Source organism: Limnohabitans sp. INBF003 (assembly GCF_055396645.1).
Genome location: NZ_AP029222.1, coordinates 1,613,831 through 1,636,473 on the forward strand (window position 1 = coordinate 1,613,831; position 22,643 = coordinate 1,636,473).

Genomic DNA, 22,643 nt, shown 5'->3' on the forward strand with positions numbered 1-22,643 from the left:
GAAGTTCATGCCGACCGATCACCAACCCGTTTTGACCGGTTTAGATGCGGGCACCGATGCTTCAGCCGCTGGAGGCAAAACCGGCGCTGACGATTCCGCAGTGTTGGCTGTTGACGGTGTATTGACCGGACCCGCTTGGGTCGTGGCTTGCGATGGCGCTGTCTGCACACTCACATCGTTTGGCGTCAGCTTGGGTGTCTGAGCCTTGGCTGCACGCGCCGCCTGGCGCTGCAGGCCTGTCGCGATCAGTTCCTTGGCATTTTGGCGATTGCCGCGCACCGCGAAATCAAGCGCTGTCAGGCCCAGCTGGTTTTTGATGCCCAGATCAGCCCCAGCCTGAATCAAGACCTTGACCGCTTCGGGGCTGCCGTACATGGCCGCCATCATCAATGGCGTGCTGCCGTTGGGCGATTCGGCGTCGATGTAGGCGCTGTTTTCAAGCAAGAATTCGATCACAGCCACTTGGCCTGTGGATGCCGCGTAATGCAAAGGTGTCCAGCCGGGTTTGTTCACATCGGCGTCGTTTTCAACCAGCTGCTTGACCAAGGGCAAATAGCCCTTGAGTGCGGCCAACATCAAAACGCTTTCGTCCTTGTCGTTGCGCACCTCGGCTTTGACCTTGGGCCAGCCAGCCAACAACTGGGCGACCTTGAGCGAAGGTTCGCGCACAGCGATCATCAAGCCCGCCATTCCAGCCGGGTTGACGGTGTTCGGGTCGAACCCGCGCTGCAACAAAGCCTGAACGGTTTTGACATCGTCAATCTGAACAGCTTTGAAAAAGTCCTCGTACGACCCTGCGAAAGAGCCTAAGCAAATTGCAAAAAATCCAATAAAAACAATGCACTTTTTGATGTACTGAATGTATTGCATAAGCTATTAACCCGCTGTCTTGGCGAACAATTTCAAGAAGTTTTGCGTGGTCAACTCGCCAATCGCCTCGGAACTGCTGCCTCGCAGTTCGCCCAACAACTTGGCCACAAAGGGCACATAAGACGGGTTGTTCAGCTTGCCGCGGTATGGAACAGGTGCCAAATAAGGGCTGTCGGTCTCGATCAGCAGGCGGTCATCGGGCACAAATTTGGCCACTTCGCGCAAATCGGCCGCCGTCTTGAAAGTCAAAATACCCGACAAAGAGATGTAAAAGCCCAAGTCCAAAGCAGCGCGGGCCACCTGCATGCTTTCGGTAAAGCAGTGGAACACGCCACCCGCGCAACCTGCCCCACCCGTTTCGCCCTCTTCCTTCAGGATGGCGATCGTGTCTTCCGAAGCCTGGCGCGTGTGAATGACCAGTGGCAAACCCGTCTGGCGTGCAGCCCGGATGTGGGTCCGAAAACGCTCGCGCTGCCATTCCATATCGGCCACGGTACGCCCGCCCTTTCGCTCTTCCATTTGGTAATAGTCGAGACCGGTTTCACCAATCGCCACCACTTTGGCGCGGGCAGCACCGTCCAGCAAGTCTTGCAGGCTGGGTTCGCGCACGCCTTCGTTGTCCGGGTGCACGCCCACGGTGGCCCACATGTTGTCATGGGCCATGGCCAGGCCGTGAACACTGTCAAAGTCTTCCATCGTGGTGCAAATGCACAGGGCGCGGGTCACTTGGGCTGCCAGCATGGCCTGCTGGATGCTGTCCAGCTGGCTCATCAGCTCGGGGAAATTCAGGTGACAGTGAGAATCGGTGTACATCGTTCAGCCCTTGGACAGCAGGGTTTGTTGGGCATCGGCGGTCAGGGCTTCCAGCATCAGACCGGCATTGAAAGGGTGCTCGGCCGTGCGGGCCGATTGCATCAGGCGCTTGAACCAATCGGTCAGCACCGCCACCGATGCATTGCTTGCGGGCAATTGGCTCGCATCAAAAAAGCGCGGCGCAGCGCCAGACTGGCGCAACACCAGGTCGTGGCAAAGCTTTTGCAGGGCATCAATGGCCTGGGCGGGACTCAAATCGGCCAAGTGCCGGGCATCACCCTGGCGCATGGCTTTGGGCAGCGCGGCCCACCAGTCGGGCGACAAACCGGCTTCGGCCTGGCGCAGCACATCGGTGGGCCTGCCGCCTGCGCTGCGCAACAAAGCCTGCGCCACAGGCGCTTGCACGCCCTGCCCGGTCAACCAAGCCAGCGCTTCATCGGCCTCAGGCCACTTCATGGTGTGGGCCAGGCAACGGCTGCGGATGGTGGGCAGCAGCATGTGGCTGGCCTCGGTGGCCAGCACAAAGCGCACATCACCGGGCGGCTCCTCCAGGGTTTTGAGCAAAGCATTGGCCGTGATGGTGTTCATGCGCTCGGCCGGAAACACCAGCACGGCTTTGCCGCGTCCGCGTGCATCGGTGCGCTGCGAAAACTCCACCGCATCGCGCATGGCGTCCACCCGGATCTCTTTGCTGGGCTTGCGGGTTTTCTTGTCGATCTCGTCCTGGGCTTTTTCAGACAAGGGCCAGCCCAACTCGATCATCACCGTCTCGGGCATCAGCACCGCCAGGTCGGCATGAGTGTGCACGGCAATGGCGTGGCAGCTGGCGCATTCACCGCAAGCGCCGTTCTCGGTCGGTTTTTCGCACAACCAGGCCGACACCAAAGCCAGCGCCAAGTCATATTGGCCCAGGCCCGACGGGCCTTGCAGCAACCAGGCATGGCCGCGCTGGGCCAGCAAATCGGTGGCCTGACGGGCAATCCATGGGGCGTTCAAGACGGCGCTCATGCGGCAACCCGTTTCAACCATTCGGTGACCACACGGCTCACGTCCGAGCCCACGGCGTCCATGCTTTGGGCGGCATCGATTCGTGCAAAACGGGCGGGCATTTCGGCTTGCCGCTTGGCATAGCCTGCCCGCACAGCGGCAAAAAAGTCGGCGGGCTGAGATTCGAACTTGTCGGGCACACGGGCAGAGGCCAGGCGCTGCGCGGCAATTTGCGGGTCCAAGTCAAACCACACGGTCAGTTCAGGCTGGCGCAACTCGCCATGAGGCAAAGCCTGCACCATGCGCTCTAGCTGGGCCAGCACCTGCCAGTCAAAACCGCGCCCACCGCCTTGGTAGGCAAAAGTGGCATCGGTGAACCGGTCGCACAGCACCACATCGCCCCGGGCCAGCGCGGGCTCGATCACCTGCACCAGGTGCTCACGGCGGGCGGCAAACATCAACAGCGCTTCGGTCAGTGCGTCCATGGGCTCGTGCAGCACCAATTCGCGCAACTTTTCAGACAAGGGGGTGCCGCCCGGTTCGCGGGTCAAAACAAGCGCCCTGCCCGCTTCGCGGAACAGGTTGGCCACGCGCGCGATGTGCGTGGACTTGCCCGCACCGTCGATGCCTTCAAAACTGATGAACAAACCGCGTGTCATGGTGTGTGAAATTGGGAAAACCCGATTGTCGCAGGCTCACGCCCGGCATCAATCGTTGCCGTTTTTGATGCCGCGCTGGTAGCGGTTGACGGCCCAGTTGTGCTCGTCCAGGGTAGCGCTGAAGTGGCTGCTGCCATCGCCTTTGGCCACAAAGTACAGGGCGGGCGTCTTGGCGGGCTGCACGGCGGCCAGCAAAGCGGCCTTGCCCGGCATGGCGATCGGCGTGGGCGGCAGACCAGCGCGGGTGTAGGTGTTCCAGGGCGTATCGGTGGTCAAGTGGACACGGCGCAGGTTGCCGTCAAAGGCTTCGCCCAAGCCATAAATCACCGTCGGGTCGGTTTGCAAGCGCATGCCAATGCGCAGCCGGTTGTTGAAAACGCCCGAAATCATGGGCCGGTCAGCGCCCTTGCCGGTTTCTTTTTCGACAATGCTGGCCAGCGTCAGGGCTTCTTCAAGAGACTTGACCGACACACCGGCGTGGCGGGCATCCCAGGCCTGCTGCAGGTGTTTGTCCATGGACTTCATGGCCCGCTGCAAAACGGCCAGATCGCTTGCGCCCTTGGCATACGAATAGGTGTCCGGGTAAAAGCGCCCTTCCGGGGCCACGCCGGGGCGCCCCAGTTGCGCCATCAAGGCGTCATCGGCCAAGGCGCGGCTGTCGGGCTTGAGGTTGTCGGCCTTGCCCAGCGCCTGGCGCACTTGCCGCCAGTTCCAGCCTTCCACAATCGTCACGGTGCGCAGGCTTTCTTCACCCCGCACCAGCATGTTCAGCAGCCTTTGGGGCGTGGTGCCGGGCGCGATTTCGTAGCTGCCTGCACGCATCTGGCGCGATTGGCCCGACAAACGAAACCAGGCGTACAAGAGCGTGGGTGAGGTCTGTGCCCCGGCGTCGGCCACGGCTTGTGCAATGGCTTTGGGCGATGTGCCGGGCTCGATGGACAAATCCAGCGTGGCCTGGCGCGTGTCCAGCGGCTGCTGAATCCACCAGAATGCCCCGGCGCCGAGGCCCAGAGCGATCACCAGCAGGCTTGTCAGTAACTTCATCAAGCCTTTGAGCACGGCCATGTCCTTTGTTCGGGTGTTGAAAACGTGGGGGGATGATAATTCACGCCTTGCCAGACGACAGAGCCGCGACATGAACACCCTTGCCCCATTCAGCCCTCACCGCCAGACCCTTTTGAACGGCGTCAGCGCCCTGCCCCATCTGGGCGTGATTCAGGCCCAGGGCGAAGATGCGACGAACTTTTTGCACAACCAATTGAGCAACGACGTGCTGTTGCTGCCCGTGGGCCAATCGCGCCTGGCGGCTTTTTGCTCAGCCAAGGGCCGCATGCAGGCCAGTTTTGTGCTCGTCAAGACCGCGCCTGACACGGTTTTGCTGGTCTTGAGCCTCGATTTGCTGGCCCAGACCTTGAAGCGCCTGTCCATGTTTGTGCTGCGCGCCAAAGTCAAAATGACCGACGCCACAGGCCAGTGGCAGCTGCGCGGTTTGCTGGGGGGCAGCGCTTGGGCTGCCGTGGGCTCAGCTGCCCCTTGGCAGACCACGGTCACCGACGGGGCGCATGCTGTGGCCCTTTATCCGGCCGTGCTGGGCGAATCCAAAATCCCACGCGCTTTGTGGATCGCCCCGGCGGGCCATGCGCTGCCTGCAGCCCCCGAGGTCTCGCCAGAAGTCTGGCAGTGGGCCGAAGTGGTGAGCGGCGTGACCCTGGTCAGCCAGCCCGTGTTCGAGGCCTTTGTGCCCCAAATGCTCAATTACGAGTCGGTGGGGGGCGTGAACTTCAAAAAAGGCTGCTACCCCGGGCAAGAAGTGGTGGCCCGCAGCCAGTTTCGCGGCACGCTCAAGCGCCGCACGGCGCTCATGCACAGCCCCGTCAACCTGGCTGCCGGGCAAGACATCTTCACGCCCACCGACCCCGCACAACCCTGCGCCACCGTGGTCTTGTGTGCCGCGCGGCCTGACGGACAAGGATTTGATGCGCTGGTGAGCGGCACGACCGAGAGTCTGCAAACAGGCTGGCACACGGATCTGTCAACAGGAACGGCCATGACGCCCATCGCGCTTCCTTACGAGTTGCTCGCGGATATTTGAAGTGGCCAGCGCTGGAGAACTGACTTGAACCGTTGGAACATACCTCCATGGCTAGAAGCAGAGGTGTTGCAGAGAGACAAAGCCTGCGTCTATTGCCGCCGAGACTTTTCAGTACCGGCACTTAGCCGTGGGGAAAAGCCTTCTTGGGAACACATCATCAATGACGAAGCCATCATCACCCGCACCAATATTTCACTGTGCTGCATGTCATGCAATGCGAGCAAAGGTGCGAAGGATTTGCGGATTTGGCTCGAGTCCAACTACTGCAAAGAGAAAGGCATCAACCGGTCGACAGTGGCCGATGTTGTGAAAACTGCATTGGCTGATATTGAAAAAGCGGCCTGAACCGCTTCCAGTCAAATCTTGCGCACCATCTCGATGTGCGCAATCCCTGCCTCCTCAAACACCGCGCCTTGCGGCTCAAAGCCAGAGCGTTTGTAAAAAGCTTCGGCACTGCATTGGGCGTGCAGGATCACCTGCTTGTCGCCCCGGTGCTGCGCAGCCTCCATCAGGGCATGCAGCACCCGACGGCCCAGGTCACTCCCACGCATTTGCTTTTTGACCGCCATCCGGCCGATGCGGGCCACACCGGGCGCGTGCTGGATTAGGCGGCCTGTGGCCAAACAAAAGCCCATGCGGTTCAGGGCGACGGCGTGCAAGGCCTTATCGTCTTCGTGGTCTAACTCCATCTCGACTGGCACTTTTTGCTCATGCACAAACACCTCGGTGCGCAGCGGGCCGGCCAGCTTCTGGAAGTCGTGCCAAGAGCCCACATGCACCTGCACCATGTCTTCGCCGCGCTCAAAGCCTTCCAGCATGTCGCGCAGCGGGGCCGGGATGGGCTGGCTTTTCTTGGCCACCGGGTCGGCGTACACATAAACCAGCTCGCTGGTGATCAGCAGCTCATCGCCTCGAAAAATGGCCCCTGCAAAGGTCATGGACGAGTTGCCCACGCGGTCGCAGCGCATGCACACGTCCAGAAAATCGTCCATCTCGGCACTGGCGTGGTACTCAACGCTGGCCTTTTTAACAAACAGATCGCCACCCAGCTGCTGCATGGTTTCGGCATAAGGCATGGCCAGTTGCCGCCAATAGTCGGTCACGGCGGTGTCAAAGTACATGAGATAGTGGCCGTTGAAGACGATCTTTTGCATGTCCACTTCGACCCAGCGCACGCGCATGCGGTGAGAAAAACGAAAATCCTGGCGTTTCATGGGTTCAACTTTCAAAAGCGTGTTTCAAGGCCCGGCCTGCATCGGCATGCGCTTGCAGGGCGTCGGGAATGGCGCGGCCCATGGTGATGAAACCATGCACCACGCCTTTGTAAATCTCCAAATCGACCGGCACACCGGCCATGCGCAAGGTGTCGGCGTATTGAACGCCTTCGTCCACCAGCGGGTCACATTCGGCCAAGCCAATCCAGGCGGGGGCCAAGCCCGAATGGTCAGGGGCGTTCAAAGGTGCAAAGCGCCAGTCATCGCGGTCGGCTTTGTCAATGTATTGGGCAAAAAACCAGTCCACCGTGGCTTGGTCGAGCATGAAGCCATCGGCAAATGTGTGGTGCGAAGCCGTGTTTTGGTGGGCGGTGGTCCCAGGGTAAAACAACAACTGCAGCGCCAGCTTCAAACCTGCATCGCGGGCCATCAAGGCGCACACGGCGCTCAAGGTGCCGCCTGCGCTGTCGCCGCCCACGGCCAGGCGCGTGGTGTCCAAGCCCAATGTCTGGCCATGCTGGTGCAGCCAGGTCAGCGCATCCCAACTGTCGTGCACAGCGGTCGGGAACCGGTGTTCCGGGGCCAGCCGGTAGTCCAGCGACACCACGGCGCAGTGGCCTTGGCGAGAGAGTTGGCGGCAAAGCACATCGTGCGTGGTCAAGCTCCCCACGGTGAAACCACCGCCGTGGATGTACAGCAGCACGGGCAAGCCTGTGTCGCCCGGCATCTGCTTGGGGGCGTACAGCCGGGCGGGCATGGCATGGCCATCGCGGGCGGGGATGCGGATGTCTTCTACCCGGTCCACGTGCGGTGCGGGCTGCAGGTCGAGCATGGGCCCGCCGATGTTGTAAAACTCGCGGGCTTGAGCGGGCGTCATCGCGGCCATGGGCGGGCGGCCTGCGCGCTGCACCCGCTCGATCAGGCTGCGCGTGGCATCGTTCAGTAAAGCGCGGGGGTTGGTGTGGTGGCTGCTCATGGGCGTTGGGGGTGGCGGTGGAGGCAAGGGCAAACAAGGGTGACAGCCCCCGCATGCCCAAAGCCCATTCCTGCATCAAAATGGGCCTTGATCGTACAACGCCCTACCCCGCCAGGTCTGTCACCTGATCCTTGTTGGGGGCAACTGTTTGGAGTTTTGCTGCATGTCCTTCATCAATTACGTCACCCAAATCCAGATCGACTTTGGCGCGGTCAAGCTGCTGCAGGCCGAATGCGAGCGTGTGGGCATTCGCAAACCGCTGATCGTGACCGACGCGGGCGTCAAAGCCGCAGGCGTGCTGCTAAAAGCCCTCGACGCCCTGCCCGACCTGCCTGTCACGGTGTTTGACCAGACCCCGTCCAACCCGACCGAATCGGCGGTGCGCGCCGCAGCGGCCATGTACAAGGCCAACGGCTGCGACGGCCTGATCGCGGTCGGCGGTGGCTCGGCGATTGACTGCGCCAAGGGCGTGGCCATTGCCGTGAGCCACGAAGGCCCGCTCAAGACCTATGCAACTATAGAAGGCGGCTCGCTCAAGATCACCGACCGCGTGGCCCCGATCATTGCCGTGCCCACCACCAGCGGCACTGGCAGCGAAGTGGCCCGGGGCGCGATTTTGATCCTGGACGATGGCCGCAAAGTCGGCTTTCATTCGTGGTTCATCGTGCCCAAAGCCGCCATTTGCGACCCCGAACTGACCTTCGGCCTGCCGCCCATGCTCACGGCCGCTACCGGCATGGACGCGGTGGCGCACTGCATGGAAACCTTCATGGCCGCGCCCTTCAACCCACCCGCCGACGGCATTGCACTGGACGGTCTGGCACGCGGCTGGGCCCACATCGAACGCGCCACGGTGAATGGCCAGGACCGCGAAGCGCGCCTGAACATGATGAGCGCCAGCATGCAAGGCGCCATGGCCTTCCAAAAAGGCCTGGGCTGCGTGCACTCGCTCAGCCACAGCCTGGGCGGCGTCAACCCGCGCCTGCACCACGGCACCTTGAACGCCATGTTTTTGCCTGCGGTGGTGCGCTTCAATGCGGCCGCCGAGTCGGTGCAAAAAGACAACAGTCTGAACCGCATGGCCCAGGCCATGGGCCTGCAAAGCGGCGCGGACATCCCTGACGCCATCCGCGACATGTGCGCCCGGTTGGGCCTGCCCACGGGCTTGGGCGCGATGGGCGTGACCGAAGGGCTGTTTGACGCGGTGATCACCGGGGCGCTGGCCGACCACTGCCACAAGACCAACCCACGCATCGCGTCGGCAGACGAATACCGGGACATGCTGTTGACCAGCATGTAAGGCTTACATGTGAGCCTTGACGGAAGCCTTGTTTTTGCAGGGGCTCACCCCTGTGAGCAAATGTCAGCCCACTGAGCGTGTGGCCGCAGCACGCGTTTTCAAACGGGCCTTGGCCCTCTCCCGCGCCTGCGCTTTGGCCAAATGCGCACGAGCTGCGGCATCCCAAGCTGAACGGGCCCAAAGCAACGCTTCGGTGGGTTCGTCAAAAATCGCATCCGGCGCAGACCAATACGACAGCGCCACGTCTTTGCCCTTCATCGGATACGTGAACGGCGTGAGGCCGAGGGCTTCAAAGTCCGGCCGGTTGACCTCATCGACTTTCAGAAAAAGCTGCTGATTCATCACGATGGCGAACATCAGGCCCTCGTGGTACAGGCCGTGGCCGCCAAACATGCGGCGGGCCGACACGGTGCCCCAGCTGTCCAGCAACTCCTGCACAAAAGGAATGAAGTCGCTCATGTTCAGGGGCGGTAAAAGGCGGCGCTGGACGCTAAAGGGAGATCAAGGCGAGTCGTGGCTGGGCATTTTGGCCCCCACATGCACCTCGCCCCGGGCTTCGGCCAGTTCCACCTGGCGCTGGCGTTCGGCCAGTTTTTCCTTTTGCTCGGGTGTGCGCTGGTCGTGGCAGTGGTCACAGCTCACGCCCAACACATAGTGCGGCGACAGTTTGTCCTGCTCACTCAGGGGCCAACGGCAAGAGCGGCACAACTCATGGTGGCCCAAGCCCAGACCGTGGCCCACACTCACGCGTTCGTCAAACACAAAGCAGTCACCTTCCCAGGTGCTTTGCTCGGGCGGGATTTCTTCCAGGTATTTGAGGATGCCGCCTTCGAGGTGATACACCTCGTCAAAGCCGCGCATCTTCATGAGCGCGGTGGATTTTTCGCAGCGGATGCCGCCGGTGCAAAACATGGCCACCTTGGTCTTTTTGGCGGCATCGCCTTGCAGGTTTTCCTGCGCGTCCAGCCAGGCGGGCAGCTGCACAAAGGTCTTGATGTTTGGGTTGATCGAGCCTTTGAAGGTGCCAATGGCCACTTCGTAGTCGTTGCGTGTGTCGATGACGACAACATCCGGGTCGGCCAGCAAGGCATTCCAGTCGGCGGGCTTGACGTATTGGCCCACGGTTTTGTTCGGGTCCAGCTCGGGCACGCGCAAGGTGACGATCTCTTTTTTGAGCTTGACCTTCATGCGGGTGAACGGGGGCTTGGGGCTCCACGATTCTTTGTGAGGCAGCGTGGCCAGGCGCGGATCGGCGTGCAAAAACGCCAGCACGGCCCGGATGCCCGCCTCAGGCCCGGCAATGGTGCCGTTGATGCCTTCGTGCGCCAAAAGCAGCGTGCCTTTGACCTCATGGGCCTCGCAACAGGCTTGCAAAGGCGCCTGCAGGTCTGCGAAGTCGGGCAGATCGACGAATTTGTAAAGGGCGGCGGTGAGGTACGGGGTGGCAGATTGCATGGGGTGAGATTATCCCCTGTGGGCAACAGGGTCAGGACTCATAAGTCAGCAACACCACATCAGCGGCTTCTTGGCGCAAGGGGATGAGTGATTGATAGGCCGCCGAGCTGTGCCAGCCATCTGCGTCGGCCAGGGAGGGGAAACGGATCACCACAATATCGGCATGCGGACATGCACCGGAAAGTGCTTTGACCTGGTTGCCGCGAAACACCAGCTCACCGTGCCAAGGCGTCAAGGTGGCCAGCACCTGGCCCCGGTATTGCGCCCATTTTTCTGGATTTTTAACGGTCATTTGACCCACAACGTAAGCGTGAGGCATGTCTGCTCCTTACAAGGCTTGAACCTTCAAAAGGCTGGGCGCTGCCAACCATTGAGAGAACTCTTGCGCCAACTGCGCACTGGCTTGCACCGCAGCCTGCCAAACTTTCACCCGACCGGCAAAGTCGTGTTCATAGGTCATGAAGTCTTTGCGGTCTGGCAATTTGCCGCCCGGCAGGGTTTTGACCCATTCGGGGTTGGGGGCCAGCACGATGGTGTTGTCCAGAAATGGGGTGGCACCGTGCCGCCATTTGAGAGCTTTGTCGAGCCAGCCGGGCACCACGCTTTTCTGAAAATGCGGGTAGAGCACGATGGCGCGCTCGGGACCTTGTACAGGTGCCGTCCAGTTCAAATGCAAGTGGTAGTCGGTGATGCCGCCATCCCAATACGCGCCAGCGGGTGCGCCAGGGATGTCGTGTACGGCTTTCAGGGCAAACGGGATCGAGCAACTGGCCTGCAGCGCGGGCATGAAGTTGCCTTCGGTCAGGGTCACAGCGCGGGTGCGAAAGTCTTGCGAATTAAACGGCAAGGATGCGCCCTGCCCTGAAAACACCACCCGCTCCAGCCAGCCGCCCAGCGCCCGGCGGCTCACGGCGTTGCTGAGGTAGGCCCCGGCGTAGCCCAGCGGCGTGGCCAGTGGGTGTTCGCGGTGCAGGATGTGCCGCCCATGGGATGTGACGATGTGCAGCCGATAGCGTGGATGGCTCAACGCCTGGCCGATGCGTCCACCATAAAAGGCGTTCAGGCTGTGCCCAAAAGCCTCGCTCACCTGCTCGGCGGTCACGCGCTTTTGGCCCGGCAGTGGCTCGTAATGCTGGTGGATGTAGTCGTGCTCCAGCCGCTCGAACGCCGCCACGGGGTCGGTCAGGCAGGCGGTGGCCATGCGCCACGCGCCAATCGAGGCCCCCACCAGATCGACAGGCTGCGTGCTTTGGGTCAGCCATTCGCCAAAGATGAAGCGGTCAAGTGGGCCGAGGATGAGGCCTTTCGGACCACCGGCTGCCGCTGGGATGACGCCGATGTGCTCGGGGCGCAAGCCGTGTTCGCGGATGTGGGCTAGGGCCTTAGGGCCTGCGTGGATGTGGAGCGCTTGCATGGGCACAAGTGTAGGGCGCTGGCTGCTGCTTTTTGTAGGAGCTTGCCTGCAAGCGATGGGATGACACAAGCCCTATCGCCAGCAGGGCTGGCTCCTACAAAGTCAGGTATGTCCGTCCTACTTTTTGAGCCCCTGCAACTTGGCAAACGCACTGGCCATGGCCGAGCCCGAACCTGCGGTGACGCCGGCTGCGGGGGGCGAGGTGTAGCCACCACCGCCCGATCCTCCACCGCGTTGGCGGTTGTCCCGCCCTGCCCCTTCAAACTTGTTGTCGCGGGGGCCATCGCGGCGGGCGGGGGCGGCATCGAGCTTCATGGTCAGGCTGATGCGCTTGCGGGCCACATCCACTTCGAGCACTTTCACCTTGACGATGTCGCCGGTCTTGACCACTTCGCGGGCATCGGTAACGAACTTGTTGGCCAGCTGGCTGACGTGGACCAAGCCGTCCTGGTGCACGCCCAGGTCGATGAATGCGCCGAACTGGGCCACGTTGCTCACGGTGCCTTCGAGCGTCATGCCCTCTTTCAGGTCTTTGATGTCTTCCACGCCGTCGGCCAGGCGCGCCACTTTGAAGTCGGGGCGCGGGTCGCGGCCGGGTTTTTCCAGTTCGCCCAGAATGTCCTTGATGGTGACCGTGCCAAATTTTTCGCTCACGAACAGCTCGGGCTTGAGGGTCTTGAGCACGTCGCTGCGGCCCATGATCTCCTGGATCGGCTTGGCGGTCTTGACGATGATCTGCTCGACCACCGGGTAGGTTTCGGGGTGCACGCCCGTCATGTCCAGCGGGTTGTCGCCACCGCGAATGCGCAAAAAGCCCGCGCTTTGTTCAAAGGTCTTGGCCCCCAGGCCCGTCACTTTGAGCAAATCCTGCCGGGTCTTGAACACGCCGTTGGCATCGCGCCAGCGCACGACCGACTTGGCCACCGAGCCAGACAGGCCCGACACGCGGGACAGCAAGGGGACGCTGGCGGTATTCAGGTCCACGCCCACCGAGTTCACGCAGTCTTCGACCACCGCGTCCAGCGTCTTGGCCAGCTCGCTTTGGTTCACGTCGTGCTGGTACTGGCCCACGCCAATCGCTTTGGGGTCGATCTTGACCAGTTCAGACAGCGGGTCTTGCAGGCGGCGGGCAATCGAGGCAGCGCCGCGCAGGCTCACGTCAACGTCGGGCATTTCTTGTGATGCAAATTCGCTGGCCGAGTACACCGAAGCGCCTGCCTCGCTGACCACCACTTTTTGAATCTCAGGGCCCTCGCGCAGTTTGGCCAGTTGCTTGATCAGGTCACCAGCCAGCTTGTCGGTTTCGCGGCTGGCGGTGCCGTTGCCAATCGCGATCAGGTTGACGTTGTGCTTCTCGCACAGCTTGGCCAGGGTGAACAGCGAGCCTTCCCAGTCCTTGCGCGGCTCGTGCGGGTAGACGGTCGAGGTGTCCACCAGCTTGCCGGTGGCGTCCACCACGGCCACTTTCACGCCGGTGCGGATGCCCGGGTCCAGGCCCATGACCACGCGAGGGCCTGCGGGTGCCGCCAGCAGCAGGTCGCGCAGGTTGTCGCTGAACACCTTGATGGCCACTTTTTCGGCCTCTTCGCGCAGGCGGGCAAACAGGTCGCGCTCGGTGGACAGGCTCAGTTTGACGCGCCAGGTCCAGGCCACGCATTTGCGGATCAGGTCGTCCGAGGGGCGGGCCGCATGGCTCCAGCCCAGGTGCATGGCGATCTTGCCTTCGGCGATGCTGGGTTTGCCGGGTTCAGGCTCCACAGGAAGCACCAATTTGGCGTCGAGCATTTCCAGCGCCCGGCCCCTGAACACAGCCAAAGCACGGTGTGAAGGCACCCGGCCAATCGGCTCGTCGTAGTCAAAGTAGTCGCGGAACTTGGCCACATCGGCGTTGTTCACGTCCTTGCCGTCAGACAGCTTACTTTTAAACAGGCCTTCGTTCCACAGCCATTCGCGCAGCGCCTGCACCAAAGACGCGTCTTCGGCCCAGCGCTCGCTGAGCAGGTCGCGCACGCCATCCAGTACGGCCGCGGTGGTCGTGAAGTCGGCCCCTTCAATCGCGCCAGCGGCCAGCACAAAGGCTTGCGCCTCGGCATGCGGGTCCAGCGTGGGGTCGGCAAATAGCTTGTCGGCCAGCGGCTCGAGCCCAGCTTCGCGGGCAATCATGCCCTTGGTGCGGCGCTTGGGTTTGTAGGGCAGGTAAATGTCTTCCAGTTCCTGCTTGGTGGGCGCGGCATCGATGGCAGCCAGCAACTCGGGCGTCATTTTGCCCTGCTCCTGAATGCTTTTGATGACCGCAGCGCGGCGGTCTTCCAGCTCGCGCAGGTAGCCCAGGCGGGCTTCGAGTTCGCGCAGCTGAATGTCGTCCAGTCCGTCGGTGACCTCTTTGCGGTAACGGGCGATGAAGGGAACGGTGGCGCCACCATCCAGCAGTTCCACGGCGGTTTTGACCTGGTCAGGGCGGATACGGATTTCTGCGGCCAGTTGGGCCAGGATTTTCTGCATGTCTCAGGTCACATCAAGAGAGGGAAAGCGGGCAAGTTTGCCACAAGCAAGTCGCACTTCTCCCGTGCAAGACACAAACTGTCAATTCTCAGTTTGAGTGTTAAATAATCTTAAAAACAAAAAACAATCCCATAATTTCGCAAATTTATAGACATCAAACCATCAAAACTGTAAACTCAGATCAAATTAGCAAAACAATCAATTGAGGGAGTGATGATGAATTTGATGAATCAACAAAGTGTCGGTACCGCCAAGCGGCTGGCCATGATGGTGTTGGTCTGCTTGTCCATGGTGTTCCTGACAGGATGCCAGACCATGGGTGGCGGTGTGATCCCGAGTGCCGAATACGAGAAATTCACACCGAAACCCACAGAAAAGCGAATCATGAAAGAGGTCAACTTGCGATGGGAAGTTCGCGATGATGTGGCCCAATATTGCGCCAAGTCGATCGGAATGGGTCGCGAACAGGCTTACATCACCCCACCTGTGGCGTGCGCGGTGTGGCATGTCCAGCGCCAGGAATGCGTGATCGTGACGGGCAAAGAAACCTCCCATGTGGCCTTGGGACACGAAGTTCGCCACTGTTTCGAAGGTCACTTTCACAAATAAACCACCGAGCCCGAGCGCGCCACGCGCTCAGGCTCAATAGCTTTGCCAGCTTCAGATGCTGCGCAAGGCTTTGCGCAAGCCCTCTCCCACCTCGGGCTTGGCGGCAAACGGGTCTGGTGGGTTGATGCCCTGAACAATCGCTTCCATGCGGCTTTGCACATTGCCCAGCGCCTGCGGGTGGCTGTAAATGTAGAACTGGTCGCTCGCGACCGCATCAAACACTTTTTGCGCCACATCGGCGGCCGACACTTTGCCGCTGCCCACCGCTTTGTCGCTTTGCGCCTGCCCGATCAACTGGCTGGCGGTCGGCTTGTCAGCGGCGAGCTCCGCAGGGCGGTTGCGGTGGCTCTGGCTGATGCCTGTGGGCACAAAGTAAGGGCACAAGACGCTGGCACTGACCTGGTCGGACACCAGGTGCAAGTCCTGGTACAGCGTTTCAGTCAGTGACACCACCGCGTGTTTGCTCACGTTGTAGATGCCCATGTTGGGCGGGGTGAGCAAACCCGCCATGCTGGCGGTGTTGACGATGTGGCCCCGGTAAGCCGGATCGGCCTTGGCGGCTTCGAGCATCATGGGCGTGAACAGGCGCACGCCGTGCACCACGCCCCAGAGGTTGACGCCCAACACCCATTCCCAATCGGCCACCGAGTTTTCCCAAACCAAGCCCCCTGCCCCCACGCCCGCGTTGTTGAACACGAAGTGCGGTGCGCCAAAACGGGCTTTCACGTCTGCGGCCAGCTGCTCCATGGCTTGGGCGTTCGACACATCCACCTTGCGGGCCAGCACCTGCGCGCCTTGGGCGCTCATCTCGGCAGCGGCTTTGTCGAGGGCGTCTTGCTGCACATCGACGAGCACCAGATTCATGCCCAGTTTGGCGCCGATGCGGGCGCACTCCAACCCGAAGCCCGATCCAGCGCCGGTCAGCACGGCGGTTTTGCCTTGGAAGTTCTCGATCATGCTGTTGCCTTCTTCAATGTGAACCCGACACGCGGGAAATGGACATGGACGGTGCCCGCACGTTCATCGGTGCGGCGCAAGGTGTAACGGGTGCGGGTGGCGGCGACCAGCTCGCCCTCGGTCGGCTCCAGCCCAAAGTTGTCGGCCGCGATGACCACGGTGCTGCCCAAGGCGATGCCGTGTTCGTCCTGGAACACCTCGCCCTGCACAGCGGTGGGCGTTGAACTGCGGGCCATCTGCAAGGCTTCTTCAGCGCTGCATTTGCCGGGCGTGCCGTGGCCGATGGCTTTCATTCGCGCCATCCAGGCCTTGACGTCGGGTGTGGCGTCCAGAATGCCTGCCAGTGCGGGCGTGCGCTCTTGTGTGAACCACAGTGGGTGATAAGCCGCAAAGTCGGCCACACAGGGCTGCGCGCCCAACAGAAAGTCTTGCCCGTGCAGCATGTTGGCCAGGCGGCGCAGGTAGCTTTTGTAGGTGGCGGCCGCGTCGGTGGACGACATGCGGGCTGCGCCGCCACGCATGGCGGCACGGTCAGCCACAAAGGCCTGCACGCCTTCGGCAGGCGCACCTGCAAAGACTTGCGCCACACCCGCAGGCTGGAAGTTGTAGGCCATGGAGGCCGTGAACAAGGCGCTGTCGGCCCACTGCGCCACGATCCGTGCCGCGCCTTTGACGGCATCCGGGTACAGCGTGGGCGTGGGCGCGATGTGCTCCAGCACGTCGCAAATCAAAGCGGTGTCGCAGTAGATGTCCGCGCCGATCTGCAGCACCGGGGTTTTGCGGTAGCCACCGGTAAGCGCAGTCAGGTCGGGCTTGGGCATGATCATCGGGATGAACACGCTCTTCCAGGCCAGTTGCTTGTGGCCCAGGATCAGCCGGACCTTTTCAGCAAACGGCGAGGTTGGGTAGTGGTGCAGGATCAGATCGGACATGGGGCGCGGCCTCAGACCAGCTTGACCAGCTGCTTGCCGAAGTTCTTGCCTTTGAGCAAACCGAGAAAGGCTTCAGGCGCCGCCGCCAGGCCTTGTGCCACGGACTCGCGGGGGCGCAGCTTGCCGGTGCCCACCAGGGTGCCCAGCTCTTGCAGGGCCTCGGGCCAGACTTCCATGTGCTCGCTGACGATGAAGCCTTCGATCTTCATGCGGTTGACCAGGATGAGTGCGGGGTTGCTCATGGGCAGTGGTGTGCCATCGTAGCCGGCGATCATGCCGCACACCGCAATGCGGGCAAAGGCGTTGGTGCGCAGCATGACCGCGTCGAGCACCATGCCGCCCACGTTTTCAAAGTGGCCGTCGATGCCGTTCGGGCAGGCTTCGCGCAGGGCTTTGGACAGGCTCAGGTAGTCCTTGTGCTCCTTGTAGTCTATGCAGGCGTCAAAGCCCAGCTCGTTGACCACGTAGTCGCACTTGTCTTTGCCACCTGCAATGCCGACCACGCGGCAGCCACGGGCTTTGGCCAATGCGCCATAGGCGCTGCCCACCGCGCCGCTGGCGGCGCTCACGGTCACAGTCTCGCCCGCTTTGGGGTTGATGATCTTGACCAAGCCATACCAGGCGGTCACGCCGGGCATGCCCACAGCGCCCAGGTAATGCGACAGCGGCACATGGGTGGTGTCGACCTTGCGCAGTGCGCCGATCACGTTGGCATCGACCACGCTGTATTCCTGCCAACCGCCCATGCCGACCACTTGGTCACCCGCTTTGAACTTAGGGTGGCGGCTGTCCACCACCTCACCCACGGTGCCGCCGATCATGACTTCGCCCAGCGGTTGCGGCACGGCGTAGCTTTTGCTCTCGTTCATGCGGCCGCGCATGTAGGGGTCCAGGCTCAGGAAGTGGTGGCAGACCAGCACTTCGCCGTCCTTGAGTTCGGGCAAGGGCAGCTCGACCATTTTGAAATTGTTGACGGTAGCCTCGCCCTGCGGGCGGTTGTCCAGAACGATGCGGTGGTTGATGGGCATGAATGTCTCCAGTGAATTTGAAGGGGTGAATGGGTAAGACTTAGTCGGTCGAAGGGGATGTGGTCTCGCGACGGGTCACGTACTTGAAGGTGCCGGTCGCGTGGGCGCACAACTGGCCTTCGGCATCGAACACGCTGCCCTCGGTGAAGGCCATGCTGCGGGTGCGGTGTTGCAAGTGGCCTTTGCCCACGAGCTTTTGTCCGGCGGGCACTTTGGCCGGGCGCATGAAGGTGGTTTTCATCTCGATGGTGACCACGCCCATGTGCGGATCGACACTGCGCGCAGCGGTGGCCATGATCACGTCCAGAAAGGTCATGACCGCGCCGCCGTGCGTGACATCGAATGAATTGAAGTGTTCGGGGCGTGGCGCGAAATGCAGCTCGGATTCGCCGCCTTCGAACTTTTCGAGCGTAAAGCCCAAATGGTCAACGAAGGGGATCTTGGCGCCGAAGGGGATGCTCATGCTCAGTGACTTTCGTCTCAACCGCCGATGATGGCGCTGACGCCACCATCCACGGCCATCCATTGGCCGGTGATGTGTTTGCCTGCATCCGAGGCGAACAACAGGGCCAGACCTTTGAGGTCTTCGTCATCGCCCAAGCGGCGCAGCGGCGCGCCCGCGGCCATCTTGTCGGCACCGAGTTTTTCCAGCAGGCCATAGGTCATCTTGCTGGGGAAAAAGCCCGGGCAAATCGCGTTGACGGTGATGCCGTGCTCGCCCCACTCGCCCGCCAATGCGCGGGTGAAATTGATCACCGCGCCTTTGGATGTGTTGTAGGCGATGGTCTTCATCTCGGACGGGTTGCCAGCCAGCCCGGCAATGGACGCCACGTTCAGAATGCGGCCTTTGCCACGAGGGATCATGCTGCGCTTGGCCACTTCCTGCGACAGGATGAAATAGCCCCGCACGTTCAGGTTCATCACCTTGTCCCACGCCTCGACCGGGTGCTCTTCGGCAGGCGCTCCCCAGGTGGCTCCGGCGTTGTTCACCAGAATATCGATCGGGCCCATGCGCTCCATGGTCTCAAAGGCCAGCCGGCGGATGTCCTCTTCTTTGCCGCAGTCGGCGGCGATCCAGCGGGCATCAATGCCTGCGGCCTGCAACTCGGCGGCGGCTTCTTCAAGATCAGCCGCCTTGCGCGAGCTGAGCATGATCTTGGCGCCAGCCTCGCCCAAGGCGTGGGCCATTTGCAGGCCCAGGCCGCGTGAGCCGCCAGTCACCAAGGCCACTTGCCCAGTGAGGTCAAAAAGTTGTTGAACAGTGCGTGCCATGTTGTCTCCGTTTATTTCATCAAGTGCTTGGCCACAGCCATGTAGGCGGGCAAAGATGTGGGGTCGTTGAAAGGGTTGTTGGGCATCGGGAAAGAAGCGAAACGGGCAATCACCATTTCGGCCTTGGGATCGATGTAGATGGCCTGGCCGTGGATGCCGCGTGCGGAATATGCACCATGCTCGTTGCCCGAGACCCACCACATGTTGCGATATGACCAGCCGGGCAAGGTGGGGAACGCGGCTTGTGGGAAGGCGCTCTTGTCGCCACCTTTGGCGATGTCTTGCACAACAGACACCGGAATGATCTGCTGACCATTGAAGCGACCCTGGTTGCGCATCATCTCGCCAAAGCGGGCCATGTCGCGCAGGCTGGCGTTCAGGCCGCCTCCGGCAAATTCGGTGCCCAGCGAGTCCACTGCAAAGTAAGCGTCTTGCTCCATGCCCAGCTTGCTCCAGATGCGCTCAGTCAGGTTTTGGCCCACGCTCTTGCCGGTGACCCGGCTGATGACCCAACCCAACACATCGGTGTTGATGGTCTTGTAGGCGAACTCGCCACCGTGCTCACCCTGCTTTTTGACCGTCGGCATGTAGGCGTAAAAGTTGTCCGGCCCCTGATAGCCCGGTGGGCGCGGCAAGGTGCGACCGGCAAACATGTGCGTCCAGAACTCGGATTTCGGGTCGAGGTAAGCCTCGCTGTACTGGATGCCGGTGCGCATGTCCAGCAGGTTGCGGATGGTGGCATCGCCGAAACCGCTGTCCTTGAGCTCGGGGATGTACTGCGCCACTTTGGCGTTTTCGTCCAGCCGACCTTCGGCCACAAGGATGGCACCGATCAGTCCGAAAAAGGACTTGGTCACTGACATGGACATGTGCTGTTTTTGAGGGCTCAAGGCGCCGGCGTAACGCTCGTAGACCACTTTGCCTTTGTGCATCACCAGCACACCGTCGGTGTAGTTGGCATCAAAAGCCTGAGCCCAGGTCATGGGCTCGGTTTTACCGAGCGGCGTGAAGCTCACCGCATCCAGGTCTTTGCGTTCGGCGCGGGGCAAAGCCACAGCAAGGCCTGCACCACGGTTCACAGTGGTGGTGGGCGCGAGCTGACGGTAGTTCGAGAAGCTCCAGCGAAACTGGGGGAATTTGTAAAACGAGCCGTCGTGGAACTGGACGACCTTGTTGGCAGGCGGCGGCGAGCCCACCATCCAGCCCAGAGTCACGGCGTCGGTCTGTGCGGCGGTGGGCAACACTGGCGTTTGGGCCATCAAGCCTGCGCTGAGGGCCAACAAAGACGCCGCTGTTGCGGTGTGCCGTAGAGGTGTTTTTTTCATGCGTTGTCTCCAGTGAATGGTGAGGTCTGGTGACCTTCTATTTACAAGCTGTAATCCATGCAGCGTCGTTCTTTGACGACCGACTTCATGAAGGGTTTGATGGCCAGATGATCAGGATGATTCTGGTAAGCCGCTAGCACCTGCGCGTCATCGAGCAGCATGTGGAGCACCAAATCATTCGTGCAGTCCATGCCGGGCGTCGCGGTCGCGACTTCAAAGGCCCGGATGCCGGGCACCACGCTGGCGCAAGACAGCAACAAGGCTTTGGCTTTTTGCAAGTTAGTGGCCTTGTCGGCCCCTTCGGCGTGGTCTTGCAGGTTCCACATCACGATGTGCCGGATCATCAGAAAGCCTCTTCGGGCAAATCGGCACAAGTGGCGTCGCGGCTTTTGACCACGTTGAGCCAGGCACCGATCTTGGGCAGTTCGTAGCGGAAGAAATAGCGGCAAGCGGCGCGTCGGCCTTGGGCTGCCGGGCTGGTGTCAGCGCCCAAGCTGCTGGCCACGTCGAGCCAAATCCAGGCGATCACCGTGTGGCCAAAGGCCTGCAAATAAGGCACGGCGTTGGCCAGGGCCTGTGCAGGCTCAGCACCCGCCCAAGCTTGCTGGGTGGCTTGCCCCACTTGCTGAAGGGCATCGCGCAAAGCAGCGGCCTCAGGGCCCCATGCCGACTCGGCCTTGGCAGCCGTGGCCAGCATGCGCTCGGCCAGCAGTTGCAGGCCTCGGCCGTTTTCCATCAGCACCTTGCGGCCCAGCAGGTCCATGGCTTGGATGCCATGGGTGCCCTCGTGGATCATGTTCAGGCGGTTGTCGCGCCAGTATTGCTCCACCGGGAAGTCGCGGGTGTAGCCATAGCCCCCGTGGATCTGGATCGCCAGGCTGTTGGCTTCGAGGCACCACTCGCTGGGGAAGCTCTTGACGATGGGCGTCAGCACCTCCAGCAGCAAGCGCGCCACATCAGCGTCTTCCGCCGTGCCCGTGTGTTGCTCGTCCACCAGGCGGGCGCTGTACAAAGCCAGGGCCAGTGCGCCTTCGCTATAGGCTTTTTGCGCGAGCAGCATGCGTTTGATGTCCGCGTGCTCGATGATGCGCACCTGCGGGCGGCTGGCGTCCTTGCCCCCTGCCCCGCTCGGCCGACCTTGGGGACGGTTTTTGGCGTAGTCAAGGCTGGCGTAATAACCGGCCATGCCCAGCATGGTGGCGGCCATGCCCACGCCGATGCGGGCCTCGTTCATCATGTGGAACATGCAGCGCAGGCCTTCACCGGGCTTGCCGACGAGGTAACCCACGGCGCCGCTTCCGGCGCCGTCCAGACCCCCGCCTGTATTGCCGCGCACGGGGTACTTGCCCTCGCCAAAGTTCAGCAGCGTGTTGGTCGTGCCGCGCCAGCCGCACTTGTGGTTCAGGCCCGCCAACGCCACGTCGTTGCGTTCGCCGGTCAATTGGCCCTTCGCGTCCACCAGCTTTTTCGGCACGATGAACAGCGAGATGCCTTTGACGCCGGGCACCAACTGGCCGTTCGCGTCTGGGATTTTGGCCAACACCAGGTGGATGATGTTTTCACTCAACTCGTGTTCACCCGACGAGATCCACATCTTGTTGCCTTTGAGGCGGTAACGCGCCCCCAAAGCATCGGCTTCAAAACCTTCGCCATCGGGCGTGGCGCGGGTCGTCACGTCGCTCAACGACGAGCCTGCTTGCGGCTCACTCAGGCACATGGTGCCCGAGAAGCGGCCACTGAATTCGTTGGCAGCAAACACCTGTTTTTGCAAATCGGTGCCGTGCACCATGAGCAAATTGGCGTTGCCGCTGGTCAACATGCCCGAGCCGATGCTGACCGAGGCCATGGCAAAAAAGGCGTTGGCTGCCGCCTCGACCGTGTAAGGCAGTTGCATGCCCCCAACGTCGTAGTCTTGTGCAGCACTCAGCATGCCGGACTCGGCATAGGCTTTGTACGCATCGTGCGTGGCCTGGGGCAAGATGACTTTTTCGCCGTCAAAGTGCGGCTCCTGCGTGTCCACCAAGCGGTTGAAGGGGGCGTATTTCTCGCGGGCGATGCGCTCGCAGGTGTCGAGCACGGCGTCAAAAGTCTCACGCGAGTGGTCGGCAAAACGCTCGCGGCTTTGCAAGGTCTCCACCTTCAGCCAGTCGTGGAGCAAAAAATCAACGGTGGGGCGCAGGCTCATTGATCAGTCTTTCAGAGGCGCTTGGGTCGCCGATATGTAGGCGCTTGCCCTGC

At 61.6% G+C, this 22,643-nt stretch carries 24 protein-coding genes; 4 read left to right on the forward strand and 20 right to left on the reverse strand.

Annotated features, from left to right (window positions below):
- Positions 1–18: 18 nt before the first annotated feature.
- Genes ACZ5VE_RS07355 through mltG form a run of 5 tightly spaced genes read right to left on the reverse strand, consistent with a single transcriptional unit; the run spans position 19 to position 4,394 of the window.
- Complete coding sequence (locus ACZ5VE_RS07355; RefSeq protein ID WP_464457345.1) at positions 19–870, reverse strand: ankyrin repeat domain-containing protein; 852 nt, start codon at positions 868–870, stop codon at positions 19–21.
- A 6-nt stretch (positions 871–876) separates the two neighbouring features.
- Positions 877–1,683 (reverse strand): TatD family hydrolase, encoded by an 807-nt coding sequence (locus tag ACZ5VE_RS07360; protein WP_464457346.1) that lies wholly within the window; start codon positions 1,681–1,683, stop codon positions 877–879.
- 3 nt (positions 1,684–1,686) lie between these two features.
- Positions 1,687–2,691, reverse strand: a complete 1,005-nt coding sequence (locus ACZ5VE_RS07365; RefSeq protein ID WP_464457347.1) for a DNA polymerase III subunit delta' — start codon at positions 2,689–2,691, stop codon at positions 1,687–1,689.
- On the reverse strand, positions 2,688–3,329 hold the full coding sequence (gene tmk, locus ACZ5VE_RS07370) for a dTMP kinase (protein ID WP_464457348.1): 642 nt from the start codon (positions 3,327–3,329) through the stop codon (positions 2,688–2,690). Before tmk ends, ACZ5VE_RS07365 begins: the two co-directional genes overlap by 4 nt.
- 48 nt (positions 3,330–3,377) lie before the next feature.
- Positions 3,378–4,394 carry an endolytic transglycosylase MltG gene (gene mltG / locus ACZ5VE_RS07375; RefSeq protein WP_464457349.1) on the reverse strand — a complete coding sequence of 339 codons (1,017 nt, stop codon included), beginning with the start codon at positions 4,392–4,394 and terminating at the stop codon, positions 3,378–3,380.
- Between the two features lie 70 nt (positions 4,395–4,464).
- On the opposite strand from mltG, the gene ygfZ reads away from it, so the two are divergent.
- Both ygfZ and ACZ5VE_RS07385 read left to right on the forward strand, forming a co-directional pair.
- Entirely contained in the window at positions 4,465–5,421 is a 957-nt protein-coding gene (ygfZ, locus tag ACZ5VE_RS07380) for a CAF17-like 4Fe-4S cluster assembly/insertion protein YgfZ (protein WP_464457350.1), read from the forward strand.
- Between the two features lie 24 nt (positions 5,422–5,445).
- Positions 5,446–5,766, forward strand: a complete 321-nt coding sequence (locus tag ACZ5VE_RS07385) for an HNH endonuclease (RefSeq protein ID WP_291923655.1) — start codon at positions 5,446–5,448, stop codon at positions 5,764–5,766.
- Positions 5,767–5,777: 11 nt separating this feature from the next.
- Here ACZ5VE_RS07385 and ACZ5VE_RS07390 read toward each other — a convergent pair whose 3' ends face one another.
- The gene (locus ACZ5VE_RS07390; protein ID WP_464457351.1) at positions 5,778–6,635 is read right to left on the reverse strand and encodes a YbgC/FadM family acyl-CoA thioesterase; all 858 of its coding nucleotides are present in this window, start codon (positions 6,633–6,635) and stop codon (positions 5,778–5,780) included.
- Positions 6,636–6,639: 4 nt separating this feature from the next.
- Positions 6,640–7,611, reverse strand: coding sequence for an alpha/beta hydrolase (locus ACZ5VE_RS07395; RefSeq protein WP_464457352.1), 972 nt, complete (start codon positions 7,609–7,611; stop codon positions 6,640–6,642).
- A 163-nt stretch (positions 7,612–7,774) separates the two neighbouring features.
- On the opposite strand from ACZ5VE_RS07395, the gene ACZ5VE_RS07400 reads away from it, so the two are divergent.
- Positions 7,775–8,911 carry an iron-containing alcohol dehydrogenase gene (locus ACZ5VE_RS07400; RefSeq protein ID WP_464457353.1) on the forward strand — a complete coding sequence of 379 codons (1,137 nt, stop codon included), beginning with the start codon at positions 7,775–7,777 and terminating at the stop codon, positions 8,909–8,911.
- A 63-nt stretch (positions 8,912–8,974) separates the two neighbouring features.
- Here the strand turns inward: ACZ5VE_RS07400 and ACZ5VE_RS07405 are convergent, their stop codons facing one another.
- From ACZ5VE_RS07405 to ACZ5VE_RS07425, 5 genes are all read right to left on the reverse strand, one after another.
- Positions 8,975–9,370 carry a TfoX/Sxy family protein gene (locus tag ACZ5VE_RS07405; protein ID WP_464457354.1) on the reverse strand — a complete coding sequence of 132 codons (396 nt, stop codon included), beginning with the start codon at positions 9,368–9,370 and terminating at the stop codon, positions 8,975–8,977.
- Between the two features lie 42 nt (positions 9,371–9,412).
- Complete coding sequence (gene trhO / locus ACZ5VE_RS07410) at positions 9,413–10,366, reverse strand: oxygen-dependent tRNA uridine(34) hydroxylase TrhO (RefSeq protein WP_464457355.1); 954 nt, start codon at positions 10,364–10,366, stop codon at positions 9,413–9,415.
- 31 nt (positions 10,367–10,397) lie between these two features.
- Positions 10,398–10,685 carry a DUF1330 domain-containing protein gene (locus tag ACZ5VE_RS07415; protein ID WP_464457356.1) on the reverse strand — a complete coding sequence of 96 codons (288 nt, stop codon included), beginning with the start codon at positions 10,683–10,685 and terminating at the stop codon, positions 10,398–10,400.
- A gap of 9 nt (positions 10,686–10,694) precedes the next feature.
- A complete protein-coding gene (locus tag ACZ5VE_RS07420) occupies positions 10,695–11,780 on the reverse strand; it encodes a patatin-like phospholipase domain-containing protein (protein WP_464457357.1) in 1,086 nt (361 codons plus the stop codon).
- 117 nt (positions 11,781–11,897) lie between these two features.
- Positions 11,898–14,282, reverse strand: coding sequence for a Tex family protein (locus tag ACZ5VE_RS07425; protein WP_464457358.1), 2,385 nt, complete (start codon positions 14,280–14,282; stop codon positions 11,898–11,900).
- 216 nt (positions 14,283–14,498) lie between these two features.
- Between ACZ5VE_RS07425 and ACZ5VE_RS07430 the strand changes: the two genes are divergently transcribed.
- On the forward strand, positions 14,499–14,891 hold the full coding sequence (locus tag ACZ5VE_RS07430; RefSeq protein ID WP_464457359.1) for a hypothetical protein: 393 nt from the start codon (positions 14,499–14,501) through the stop codon (positions 14,889–14,891).
- 51 nt (positions 14,892–14,942) lie between these two features.
- Here ACZ5VE_RS07430 and ACZ5VE_RS07435 read toward each other — a convergent pair whose 3' ends face one another.
- The 8 genes from ACZ5VE_RS07435 to ACZ5VE_RS07470 are packed head-to-tail and all read right to left on the reverse strand — an operon-like array spanning position 14,943 to position 22,590.
- A complete protein-coding gene (locus tag ACZ5VE_RS07435) occupies positions 14,943–15,848 on the reverse strand; it encodes an SDR family oxidoreductase (protein ID WP_464457360.1) in 906 nt (301 codons plus the stop codon).
- Positions 15,845–16,780: a glutathione S-transferase family protein gene (locus ACZ5VE_RS07440; RefSeq protein ID WP_464457361.1), complete on the reverse strand. Its 936-nt coding sequence runs from the start codon at positions 16,778–16,780 to the stop codon at positions 15,845–15,847. Before ACZ5VE_RS07440 ends, ACZ5VE_RS07435 begins: the two co-directional genes overlap by 4 nt.
- An 11-nt stretch (positions 16,781–16,791) precedes the next feature.
- On the reverse strand, positions 16,792–17,808 hold the full coding sequence (locus tag ACZ5VE_RS07445) for an NADP-dependent oxidoreductase (RefSeq protein ID WP_464457362.1): 1,017 nt from the start codon (positions 17,806–17,808) through the stop codon (positions 16,792–16,794).
- Between the two features lie 40 nt (positions 17,809–17,848).
- Complete coding sequence (locus ACZ5VE_RS07450) at positions 17,849–18,271, reverse strand: PaaI family thioesterase (protein ID WP_464457363.1); 423 nt, start codon at positions 18,269–18,271, stop codon at positions 17,849–17,851.
- A gap of 17 nt (positions 18,272–18,288) precedes the next feature.
- Positions 18,289–19,080, reverse strand: coding sequence for an SDR family oxidoreductase (locus tag ACZ5VE_RS07455; RefSeq protein ID WP_464457364.1), 792 nt, complete (start codon positions 19,078–19,080; stop codon positions 18,289–18,291).
- Between the two features lie 11 nt (positions 19,081–19,091).
- Positions 19,092–20,405, reverse strand: a complete 1,314-nt coding sequence (locus tag ACZ5VE_RS07460) for a serine hydrolase domain-containing protein (protein WP_464457365.1) — start codon at positions 20,403–20,405, stop codon at positions 19,092–19,094.
- A 41-nt stretch (positions 20,406–20,446) separates the two neighbouring features.
- Positions 20,447–20,749, reverse strand: coding sequence for a Dabb family protein (locus ACZ5VE_RS07465; RefSeq protein WP_464457366.1), 303 nt, complete (start codon positions 20,747–20,749; stop codon positions 20,447–20,449).
- Positions 20,749–22,590 (reverse strand): acyl-CoA dehydrogenase, encoded by a 1,842-nt coding sequence (locus tag ACZ5VE_RS07470; RefSeq protein ID WP_464457367.1) that lies wholly within the window; start codon positions 22,588–22,590, stop codon positions 20,749–20,751. The genes ACZ5VE_RS07465 and ACZ5VE_RS07470 overlap by 1 nt, the downstream gene beginning before the upstream one ends.
- Positions 22,591–22,643: the final 53 nt, after the last annotated feature.